Origin of the sequence: Paenibacillus sp. RS8 (genome assembly GCF_041956825.1) — a bacterium.
GTDB lineage: Bacteria > Bacillota > Bacilli > Paenibacillales > Paenibacillaceae > Paenibacillus_AQ.
The window spans coordinates 139774-151846 of record NZ_CP168130.1 but is presented as its reverse complement, the minus strand read 5'-3'; the positions used below and the strand labels follow the sequence as shown (position 1 = coordinate 151846).

Annotated in this window: 8 protein-coding genes; 1 reads left to right on the top strand and 7 read right to left on the bottom strand. The window is 39.6% G+C overall.

What is annotated here, in order from left to right:
• Positions 1–311 precede the first annotated feature (311 nt).
• The 3 genes from ACDZ28_RS00945 to ACDZ28_RS00935 form a co-directional block, all read right to left on the bottom strand.
• Positions 312–995, bottom strand: coding sequence for a hypothetical protein (locus tag ACDZ28_RS00945; protein ID WP_375102271.1), 684 nt, complete (start codon positions 993–995; stop codon positions 312–314).
• 287 nt (positions 996–1282) lie between these two features.
• The gene (locus tag ACDZ28_RS00940) at positions 1283–2290 is read right to left on the bottom strand and encodes a restriction endonuclease (RefSeq protein WP_375102270.1); all 1008 of its coding nucleotides are present in this window, start codon (positions 2288–2290) and stop codon (positions 1283–1285) included.
• Between the two features lie 45 nt (positions 2291–2335).
• The gene (locus ACDZ28_RS00935; protein WP_375102269.1) at positions 2336–2467 is read right to left on the bottom strand and encodes a hypothetical protein; all 132 of its coding nucleotides are present in this window, start codon (positions 2465–2467) and stop codon (positions 2336–2338) included.
• 335 nt (positions 2468–2802) lie between these two features.
• On the opposite strand from ACDZ28_RS00935, the gene ACDZ28_RS00930 reads away from it, so the two are divergent.
• Positions 2803–4137 (top strand): TnsA endonuclease N-terminal domain-containing protein, encoded by a 1335-nt coding sequence (locus ACDZ28_RS00930; protein ID WP_375102268.1) that lies wholly within the window; start codon positions 2803–2805, stop codon positions 4135–4137.
• A gap of 327 nt (positions 4138–4464) precedes the next feature.
• Here the strand turns inward: ACDZ28_RS00930 and ACDZ28_RS00925 are convergent, their stop codons facing one another.
• The 4 genes from ACDZ28_RS00925 to ACDZ28_RS00910 all read right to left on the bottom strand — a co-directional run bounded on the left by ACDZ28_RS00925 (position 4465) and on the right by ACDZ28_RS00910 (position 12070).
• Positions 4465–5049, bottom strand: a complete 585-nt coding sequence (locus ACDZ28_RS00925; protein ID WP_375102267.1) for a hypothetical protein — start codon at positions 5047–5049, stop codon at positions 4465–4467.
• Positions 5050–5450: 401 nt separating this feature from the next.
• Entirely contained in the window at positions 5451–5891 is a 441-nt protein-coding gene (locus ACDZ28_RS00920) for a hypothetical protein (RefSeq protein ID WP_375102266.1), read from the bottom strand.
• A complete protein-coding gene (locus ACDZ28_RS00915) occupies positions 5891–7699 on the bottom strand; it encodes a glucosaminidase domain-containing protein (protein ID WP_375102265.1) in 1809 nt (602 codons plus the stop codon). Before ACDZ28_RS00915 ends, ACDZ28_RS00920 begins: the two co-directional genes overlap by 1 nt.
• Before the next feature lie 21 nt (positions 7700–7720).
• Entirely contained in the window at positions 7721–12070 is a 4350-nt protein-coding gene (locus ACDZ28_RS00910) for a CD3337/EF1877 family mobilome membrane protein (RefSeq protein ID WP_375102264.1), read from the bottom strand.
• Positions 12071–12073 lie beyond the last annotated feature (3 nt).

Here is a 12073-nt window from a genome sequence, read left to right as displayed (position 1 = left end):
TCTCCCCCTTTTCATGTTTTTGGACATAAAAAAAAGCCTTGAAATGAAAAAAAAGGCATAACCAAAAAAATGGCCATACTTTTTCAACCTCAAGGCATATTCTATAAGTTGTCAATTAAGACAACAGCTCCTTCTCCAGCTGAATATAAGACAGCGGAGAAAATGAATGTGTTTCGTAATGAGGTAATTATATCCTAATCAATGAAAAGGGGCAATAGAGTAGGCGGATTCTTTCAATCGCCTTCTATTGCCCCAATTACATACTTTTTTAACCAGACTGCCGATGTTTTTTTCTGCGCTAACATCAAATATTACTTTGTTCCTGGATAAACAGTTAAGGTGTATTCAAATTCATTGTTTCTGGCACTCGTAAAAATCAGATTAAACTTAGGTTGATTAACGTTTTTATTATTAATTTTTAATTGTGTTTCTGGAAAACCGATCTCATCCCTAGATCCATTTCCAGTAAGATCGTTTCCAAATATATCCTTTCCAGCTTTCATTGAATAATAAAGAAGGTCATAGTAAGTAATATCTTTATTATATATATCTGAGCCGTTTTCTTTAATATAAGCTTGATTAATAACATTTATAGATTCTTGTTCAAATGAAATGGGCATTATGTGTTTCAAAACAATTGCTTCTCCCGATTTTATTATGAATGGAAGTCTAACCGGCTTGTCTTCTTCAGATGTAAATCCGACATCTGATAAGGCATTAGTTCTTGATTGATCAGTTTTAGTTCCCACTTGCACCTCTTTGAAATTTATAAATGATATAGAAGGATCACCAGTATTTGCAAGTAGAATTTTATATTGAAAAGGTATAATTACTTGGTTGTTACTTTGGGTTATTTTAAATTTATATCCAGGATCAGCCTGATATGAATGAATAACAAGTTCTTCTTTTTTACCCTGAATATCCTGATTTATCTGCCAAACTAACGTTCCAATTGCTATTATTATAGCTAGTAACGATAAAAATTTCTCATTCATTCTATTTCTCCATATATTTTTAAAGAACTCTATCAAGTCAAACACCTCATTTTAATTATAATCAATCTTTTTTGATTTAGCATGTATAGTCAGGTATATTATCTAATTTATAATTAGTGAATTTCGCAACACTGCAATATTTTATATATACGCTAATCGCTTGAGGCATCCTGATCAATAGTTAAACAAAGGACTACCTCTCGGCAGCCCTTTCATAATTGAACTACAGCATTTATGTAACTATGAGATAAAAATTATGTAGGAAAAATCTTTTTTCATGCCCTGGGTCACATGAAGATTCCTGTTCCTGGTGTGCGCATGACTTCTATCCATTTTTTTAACGTTGTCCTATCGGCTTTATCAATCGGATACCCCCGAGCAATCCTCACTTCATCGGCACTTGGAGAAAGGCCACGTGTGGTAACAATTAAACCTCGATCTGCATTTTCATGTTCTACGTCTGCGTACAATGCTTTAACGACACCCGATTCCACCATATCTTTACGACGTTTGCATTGAATCAGGAATGCCGGTGGACTACCAGCTGCAGGATCCTTAATCCATGCTCGAACATCGATACCACCATCATTCGATCCTGGTCCGATTTCTACATAATAGCCATGTCGTTCGAAAAATTCGCAAGTCAGAGCTTCGAATTTTCGCCAATGAATGTCGCTGATTCGATCGAAGTTTTGGGCGAGGAAGTCAATATATCGCTGATCGAAGAATTCCCCGTATTGCGTATCTAACGACCGACTCTTAAATAGGCTCTCCAGTTCGGCTGTGTCTCTCCAATCTATGCTCCTAACACCTGATAGAGGGCTTATGTGCTGTTGCGTTATCGTGGTTTCTATTAATTCAACTGCCAACGCAAGACCGTCTTTACCGTGCTTGGCAATTATGCCCTCCAAAAAAGGTAACGGGTCAATTACTTTATCCTTACTATTATCGTGTTGTTTCATCCAGTTAGATAGGTACATGGTCCAGCCCTTATTAATCTCAGAATAGAGTGAAAAGAGCGGTGTCTTGAAATACTTCTTTGTAAGAGAAAAGTACGGCAGCAAGTCGGGACTCGATATATTGCCAACTGCGTATAGCAAATGCGCGATTAGCCCTTCATATTCCTCGGAGCGAATACGTAGGAGTTCTTTTTCAGATCCTCCCCATAATTCTTTGAATTTTTTAGGCATGATGCTGTCAAATTCTTTTCGCGTTAACGCAAGGCCGGCTTTGTAGCCAATCATCTCGGACGTTTGCCTGACTAATCCCCCTCGGTTGATCCAAATTGCACCCATCTGAAATGCAGCTCCTTCCGACTAATTAATCTCTTATTATATTTTCTACTGACGACAATCGATTCCTGCCCTTGTCAATCGTTTTGTTCTTGTTATGCCAGCCAAACGATAGGCATCAATCTTGGCTGTAACGTCTCTCGAAGCATCTACTAATACGATCTGTTCTGGAGCTTCCATGGTAATTGCCGATATCTTTTAAGAATAAACTTATGTAAATCTATCACTTAGACATCTGCTCATTTACTTTTCGAACTTATAGATTACTATTACCTCAATGCCGATCCAAGATTAAGAGCTCACAATTAAAGCAACTTCTGACTTGGTTGTTGAATAGTAAGTCTTAGATTGCTTGATTTTGACGGAGTTAGAGAGGGAGAAATTCATCCGCAGCTGAGAATTTATGATTCTAATATCAATAACAATGGTTACCGATAATTAACTAAGGTCCTTATTAGCCCTTTCATAATGAACATTGGCTTTAAGGTGATACATACATATGAGGTGGTAGGTATATGTCCGTACATAATATTATCCGCAAGGCAATTCGAGACAATATAATGCTGCAAATTGATTATAACGATGGTAAAAAAACAACGAAAAGAACTTATGAACCAAGATTCTTGTTTCAATGGAGGACCCATTATTACGTTTCTGGATATTGTCATTTGAGAAGTGCAATCCGAGTATTGAAATTATCTAGAGTTCAAAAATGTAAAAAACTAAAGGATGTATCCACAACCCCTTTTAACATTCTTGATGCACTCAACCGTGACCAATTTAGCCATTTGGATATTATTGTTGATGCATATTCTTTAGATCTGAAACAAGAGCTAGAGAGTCTTCAAATTCGACTAAAAGAAAATATAATTAGGGAATATCCTAAAAGTGTTCTTTTCTCTAAAATGCAGAAGTCAGCAACTTTGAGGAGCCCACTTGAAGAAAAGGTTATTATGAATATGATTGATGATCCGGATGTGAAACTTATTGAAATTGAACCCTTCACCATTCCTTATGAATTCGAAGGAAAATCACACAATTATGTGCCTGATGTACTTGTACATTACCAAAATGGAAAAAAGATGCTAATAGAAATTAAAGTTTCTGGAGATATTATCGCATCTAAAAACCAAGCTAAGTTTCAAGCAGCAGAAATATTTTGTGTGAAACATGAGATGATATTTTCGATTAGAGGAGTAAACGGAAGATCAAATTCAACATATAATTCATCCTGGGATGAAGATGAAATCCTCATTGAGGAGTTCTCAACAAACCATACAAGTCAAAATTTTCATCGACCAACTAAAAAATTTCAAAAAAACTTGAGTGAGAAAACAAAAAAAACACCTTCAGTATATAATCTATCTGAACAAATTGAATATGAAAATAGCATGCTTTTATCTGGAATAATAGAGGACTTTAATCTTAGCTGTATACAGTATGACTGCTCTGACTGTCACGGCAAGGGTTACTTGGAAGGCCATACCAATGGTGTTCCAGCTACTATTCGCTGCACTGGGGGCGGCATTATCCAGCTGTGGGAATCAGGATCAGTCCAGCAGAATAGGCAATATTTGCTAGATTGGACGAGTTATACCGAAATCAGGGTCCTGCCACCTTCCAAGTGGATCGATGATGCTAGATTATTCACTGGACGTAACCCTAGTGGTGAGTGGGTAGAACTGAGGGTTGACGACGACCCAGTTGTGTTAAAAAAGCCTGACAAGCCCAACGAGTATTACTTTAACGTTTGGGACCGCCCGGTGGGTAGCGATCAAAGGTGGGAATGGGTCACTACGATTCTTGCAGAACTAAAACAACTAAGAAACAATAAGAATCTTGACTCTTGAAGAGACATAAGTTATATGATGTACTAACACACAACAAACCGCCTTCTTCTGAAGGCGGTTTGTTGTGATTCACTCAGTTAGAAAGATATATCATTATTACGATTGCCGCAATACAGAAGCGTAGTCACCATTATTCACATCAAACACATTATGTAGTGTGGAGAGAATGGGTCGATTCATTATTTCTTCCTCTTTCCATTTAAACATGTTGGCCTATTTCCTGATGTTATATCAGTAGTAATATCAAAGGGATCATAAATTCCATTAATCATCACTAGATTTTTTATGATAATAGCTTTATCCGTAATAGCTATCAGATTCAGGAGCTTATAACAAACATTTTAGTGTTTCAAATCCAGTGGAAGGATCCTCTTTTACTGTTAACTTATTTTTTATTTTTTTTGAGTATTCGCGTGCAAATTTCATGAATTCATCTACTGATAGCTTAGAGATGACACCACTATAGGGTTCTTGTTTAGGTATTTCTATTGCTGAGTGCGTATAGTAGTACGACGACTTAGGATTATTTTCAAGCTCTTTTTCGTAACTAAGATTAAATACTGAATCTCTAGGACGATCAATTTTTTTTAGATGCTTACGATAACTAACTAACTTTGGTTTACCTGTGGTTGTCTGATCTTCAATATCTTTATATGTATTTGTTTCTAGCTGATCTTGGTACCAAACAAGATCATATATATAATCACCACATTGAACCCACGAATGAGAGACGTTCGCATATTTTTCACGATAATACTTATGTTTAAACTCATAATTAGTGTGTGAACTTAAATAAGTTGCAATTAAACTTGATGCTAAATGACAACAGCTTGGATATGTGTGATATTTGTATAGAAACTTGATAAATGGTTCCTCTACTTCACTTAGAAACTCACGTATTTTTTCGTCCATTTTATAGTCACCCTCTGATTATTATGAATTACCTTTATGCTATCGTGCTTTCTTCTTATCTTAAACATCAATTGTTTATTTAGATAGAGTAAATTCTATAGTTGTATCTCAAAATTAATTAGTAGTCGCCTTCATCAAATAACTGCCCGTTAGATTAATGCCTTTACAATCTAGTACTTTGTTTTCTCAGTCTAAAACATTATTTTCTTCCGACAGAAACATTTTATACAGAAGATATCTAAACGACAACAAGATTTTAGGAAATAAAAGGCATGAGTTTGATATATTAACAAACTCATGCCTACAATTCACTTTTGATTCACCTATCTTAAAAAGTCACAATTTTTTATAGATAGACTATTTAACATGTAACGCAGGAAGTTAAGACAAGATATTTCTCACTACGCGGAAGCGGAGTTACCCCACTTCACATCAAACAGATGATGTAGCGTAGGATATAACGGTGCATCAGCTTGACGATCTTGCTGCAGGAGTAAGTAAAGGTCTAGCTTCGTATTATCTTCACCATTAAGTGTGCGGCTGTTCATCATGCGAAGCAATAGCTGATGCACGCTGTTCATTGTTGCTGGATGTTCCGGATCCGTCCAGTTGCGATTAGTTTGAAAGAAAACATCCTCGTATCTGTGTAGGATAATCCAGCACAACTCGGTCTGTTGGTCCGAATCTAATGATTCTGGGAATAACAAAGCTCGAAAAAGGGATACATCATCCATGTTGTGGCCGGCCATAGACAACCAGGATTGAATTTCTTGGAAAGTAATCTCGAAATTGACCATGAGGTAAGTATCACTGAACTGCAGATTAACCAATTGTGTATTCATTAATAGGTCCCCTTTATATAGTCTACGTTCATCACATAAAATTCTCGTTCATTGGGTGCATAAATGGTTACTCTAATGGCTTCTGGGATGTCTTTTATTTCAATAACAGGAGCTTGCGCTTGAGAAGAGTGTACCACACGATCGTAATTTTCAAAATTAATTATTGGGTTTCCGGTTGTGGGATCGTTAATGGCTTTATAAACGGTATGATACTTACCGTTCATATACTGTTCCTCATGGGTTTCAAATGCCGGTCCTCCATAATATTGACTAATTCCAAAGGTTACAGTAATTAAACTACCAGCCCCACCGTCCCCACTGCTTCCTCCAACAAACCCAACATCAGCGAAGGGTTGGCCCGTTGCGGGGTCAATCCCTTGATTCATATCTAGCGAAGCTAAGTTTTGCTTTCGGATAATCGATTTAAGTTTGTTGGCATACTGACTATCCGTAGCATAACCAGCTCTTTGAAGTTCGTTTGCAAACTCATAAGGATTCTCTTTGGATAGTGCGAAACGGTAACGGCTATTTTTAAGTAGGAAATTCGAATGATCAGCAAAAGACCCTGCTACGCTTGAGTAACTCCGGAATTTTGAAGTCGTAGGTACACGTACTCCACCCACTTCCTCATGCGTTCTTGCCAAGCAATAATCACCTTTGTATGCCTTATCCGCTTTTATTCCAAACATATTATAATTGCACACCGCACTCTTTCCTCTTCCAGATTCAAGTGCAGCTTGAGCAAGGGTGATACTAGCGGGTACCCCGCTCCTACGCTCCTCATACTGAGCCATTACTGCGTACTGGATGAAAAAGGGGTCGGTCAGTGATCCAAGATTTGGTGGGATGTACACCTCTTCTTTTTCTTCTTCTTCGCTTGGGTCTGGAACAGCAGGAATATTACCATTACTATAAAAGTTTGAAGAAGCCCCCCATCCCCCTCTAAGTAAGGGCCTAGTATAACCAACTCCATTTTCGTTGAATGGTGCTATTGAAGAACCATCGAAATTAATATTACTTAGATATAACATTTTCTTAGACAAATACATTGGGTGATCCCCAGTAAGGTACGAAGATACCGGTGTATCCCACTTTACTTTTTGAAAAGCTTTAAAGGCTTCCTCACTTGCCACATCCGTAAGTTTCGAGATCAGCATAACGTAGGGCTTAGGATCCGTTGCTTCTTCTCCATCAGGGATTAGTTCGTAATGTAAATGAGCACCAGTTGATCGTCCCGTATTCCCCGATAAACCGATAATCTCTCCTTTTCTCACAACTTGTCCAGTGTTAACAAAGACTTGGCTAAGATGCAAGTAACGGCTGCTCATAGCGATTTCCGGATCGCTGCTTTGTACGACCACATAAATTCCCGCATTTTGGGTGGATTCAGCATCCGAATTTGTTGGAAAACTTACAGTCGTTACGACTCCTTCAAAGGAACTAGCGACAGGAGTACCCTCTGGGACACCAATATCAATCCCAGAGTGAAACGACGATACTTCTCCTGTCACGGGATGCACCCGCTTCCCATAGTCACTCGTGATTAAGTCCTCCATATCGGATGCATATATCTGTGGTGGGAGGATCTTATCACTAATGACGTTTGAACTGATCACAGCATTTGCGGAAGATACTGCGCTAGCGATGATGAAGAAAAAAAGGAAAATCGCGATACCTAAAGCTAATGCACCTAAGACATATGGATTAGTTAGCAGTTGTAGGGCCTGCTTTTTTAGCATGTCCGTACCTTTTTTTTTGAGCTTCTCTAATGCCTGGCGCTTAGCTATTTCTGCAAGACTATTACTCATGATTCGCTCCTTTAGAACCTATCAACTAGGTTTTCCGGGTTTTTGTTGTGGTGTTTGTCTAGCGATTCTAGCTTTTTGTTGAACGGATTGACTGAGACTTTCGGCCGCTTGGGTAACTGGAGCGGTTTTACGAGCACGTTGCATTGTTTTTAAATGTCTGAGCTCGTCCTCTAATCCACTTGAAATATTTGGAGATATTTTTTGTTTAACCTCCATAGCCACTTTTTGAACTTGTTCGGTATTGATCTGGATCTTCAGATCTTCTACAGGTCCGGAACGATTTAATGCGGTTTTAGCCTCTTCCATTTTTGTTTTTAGAGTAGAATTTTTGATGTTAACAGTCTTAATATCAAGTTTTGGCGTTACTTTCCGGTTTACTCTCACATTCTGAACGACCTCTTGCTCAACTGTTCGAGTAGAAGAGTTAACTTTAGGTAACGTAACGGACTCTGAAACCTTAGTGTTCGCATGTTGTTCTTGTTTCTTGATTTCGACATGAACACCACTACGTTGATCAATCCTCACCTTGTGCATCCTACGCTGACGAAGGGATTGCTCAGATACATTACTTGTAGACTGGAGCGGTAATATAGTCGATTTCGCCTGTTCCAGCGTTGCCTTCAGGTCTGGATTTTTGATTTTGACTTGTTTCATATCCACTTGAACATCTTTACTGCGCTTAATGTTCACTTTATTCAGTGAACGTTGTTGAACGGACTGCTGAGATACATTGTTTGTCGATTGGATTGGTATGGAAGTACGCTTACTAGGTTCCATTCCAGTTCCCGATTGTCGAACATTCACAGTTTCTGCATGTACTTGTGTGCCTTTATAGCGCTTGATGTTCACTTTATTCAGTGAGCGCTGTTGAACGGACTGCTGGGCCACATCATTCGTGGATTGGAGCGGCAATATAGTCGTTCTAGCTTGTTGCATTCTAGCTTTCAGATCGGATTGTTGAACATTTACGCGTCCAACTTCCACCTTAGTGCCTGAATTACGGTTAAGGTTAACCTTATGCAGCATATTCTGTTGAACGGACTGCAGGGATGTCTTTCTTGTGGATCGGAATGGTGCTAATGCTTCCGCTCCCTGCTCCATCTTCGCCTTCAACTCTGGATTTTTGATGTTAACTTGTTGCATATCTATCTGAGTACCAGATCTGCGCTTGATGTTCACTTTGTTGAGGAGTGTTTGTTGTACAGACTGGCTAGCTACACTGCTTATTGCTTGAAGCGGCAATACAGCAGATTTTGCTTGCTGTAGATTGGCTACAAGATCCGCAGGTCTGACGTTCATTCGTCCCACTTCCAATTGCGTCCCAAACTTTCTTTGTACCCGCACCTTATGAAGCTGGCTAAGCTGGGCTGAAGTAGTCGTAGTCATGTTCGCAAGCGCTGCAGGAGTCTTCCCTACGTTACCTTCCACGGAAGAGCTAACGTTAACCCGATACTTTGCTCGTAATCGAGAAGGCATGATAGAGTAGGTATCTTCTGATAGTTTTGAATCCGCTTGGATTCTTCCAGTAAATAACCGTTTAATCTCCATTTGCTGAGTAACTTGTCTCCGCTTAAGGGTAATCGGTTTAGACTGTTCCTTTTGATCCAAACCACCAATCAACGTCTGGTCTACAATTGTGCGACGTACTTCTTGCTTCTTAGCAAGGTTACTACTCACGGAACTGTCTGGAAGCTTCGGTAATTTTGTGAGAACAGAAGCCTGACTTACCGGACCTACGATATAAGAAGGCGGAGGAATAATGACCTTATCCTGTTTAGCTTTAATATGAGTCACATTACTATCGAGCGATTGTTTAATATTTTGGTGTAGCTGTCCTTTACGCTCCTTCATTTGCGATGCGATAGCACTTCCTGGGATTTGAGGAACGCTAGAACGGAATGATTCGGTACTGATAGGAGCGGACTTATACAATGGAGTAACTTTGGTTTGACGGTCAACCGCATTTTTTTGATGTTTCTGTTTAGATAGGTAACTCTCTGGTAAAGCCACTACTTTCGTATTTTTGTTTGTGATTGGATCAATCTTTTGGCCAAGAGCGACTTTACGATCGTTCATCTGACTTGTTATATTGCCAGTCGGAAGCTTCGGCATCTGCGAAACAAGGAAATCTGTGCTCACGGGTGCGGCAAAATGAACAACCGGTTCAGGAATATAAATGCCTGATGCAGGAGGAGCAATTTTACGTAAAGCTTCGTTTGCCTGAAGGAGTTTCATTTTATACTCGTTAAATTCAGGCATTTCATCAAATACCGGAGCGATAGAAGTCCTGCTATTCCGGTGCATCATGGTCTCATTTACCTTTTGAGTGGTATTCAGCCCAGCAACTTTAAACCGTGAGTCCATGTTTTTAACGAAGTCAGTGTGTTCGACTGGATTGCCTGTTACTTGTGAAGTATCGATTGCTCGCTTGTACTCCACTTTATAACGCTCAAAAAGTTGGATCATACAGAAGTCGTTCACTGAAGTCTGTAGCTTATGGTTCTTATTAAGGGACTTCACTCGAGCCATTTGATTAACGGCTTCTTTCGGACGATTAACCATATGGGAAGCAGCCTGGCGGATCGCATTCTCGTTTCCGTATACGGTAGCGGCTACTTCTTGGTCGTTCATACTTTCTTGAACGCCTTGTGTTAAGACAGCCTGTTTCATATCTCCACCATCGTCTTTAATTTCTTTGAGGCGGTTCTTTTCTTCCTTCCATTCTTTGTCCATGCCACGGAATGGATTCTTTGTGCCGTTACGTAGGTTCTCATTCACTCGTTGTACATAAGGGGTGTATTGAACTTCTTCCCCTGACTCGGTGGCAATACTCTCTGCTGCTTGCTTCTCCCGCTGATAACGGAGCATCATACTAGAGCTTGTAGCGTCATTAAGGACTGTGGAAGCTTTTGAAAGTGAGCTTGGATTAAAGGTACTAGGTACACCTTCCCGCTCCTTGCTGTTAAAGATTCCACTGACTTTGTTAGCCGCAGTGTTATAAAGAGTTCTGGTTACGTTACGCTGAAAGGCATCAACAACCGTTGACTTTGCTTTAGGTATTTGTGGGATAACACCTGTAGCTTTAGAGAACACACTATTAATCTCTTCTCGGTATTTAAAAATAACAAAGATTATCACGGATTCTAGTAGGAGGCCAGTGAACCAGCCCTTTCCCCCCTTAACCGCGACCACATCATAGGTTACGTGACCCATAACGAGAGATAGATCTAAGAAAAACATAGTCATGGCGGTCGTTACTGCATAGCCGATCAGTTTAATAAATTGAGAACGAATGACGGCAATACCGGCTTCTCTACCAGGAAGTAATGAAGCTAACAAAGTGACGGACATAACAGCTGCGTGAACGATTAACTTCAGACGCATAAATATGGTCATCACTGCCCAGAAACAGAAGAAACCTAATATAAAGAGAGAAAAGATAAAATATACAAGGATGATAATCATTTGCTCCGCTGATCGAGCAGCCCCCACGCCGGGATACTTATCGGCTGCTTCAGCTAAAGCCATATCTCTTTCTCCCGAGAATGGTTTTGAAGTCAGCACCTTATCAAATAGGACGGGATCTTTTGTTGAAATTTCAGTGTTATCGAACTGTAACATCGAATAAGGACGAATGACGAGTTCATTCCAAACTTGCTCGGAGATCACAGTAACTCCGTTCTCAGCGTTTGTGTTCAACCCAGTGGCTTTTGCTAAGCCTTTGTACATCGTAGTTCCAACAGAACTGACCATTTGATTGGCCGTTTTTAAGAATGCACCGGATTGTGAAAAGAATGCTATACAAATAACCAGTGCGATAAAGAAGGATAGGGATTGTTGTAATCCATCCAGGAAGCGGGTACGTACCATTAACCAGAGGATGTAGGAAACGGTAATCATAACAGCAATACCGCCTAAGCCATCGAATAGTCCTCCAGAGGTAATTACCGCTCCATTTACACCCGTAATATTTCGGATAATGTCAGATACACTGTCTATCAGAGAGTCCATGAAAGAGAATGTAAATGCTTCACGGGCTAGAAAGTTAAAGAAGCGGGTCAATTGTACGGATACTAGAAAACACATGGACAACATTTGGTCAAAGGCATTGACTAGACTATCCTTCGCGGCGGCACTTACTTGCCAAAAGTGATGGTCTTCAGAGACCGTTTGAAACGAATAATGAGAAACGCCATATCTGTTATACAGTGCATCTTTGTTAGTATCGCTTGGTACCATCGTATCAAGGGAATTTGCGTAAATTATGCTAGCAGGGATAGAGGCTACGATAAAAAATACTAGAACTAGACCAAGGATGATCGACAGCCGCTTACTTTTTTTGAAACCGAGCGTCGAAGCCTTTATTTTCATTGA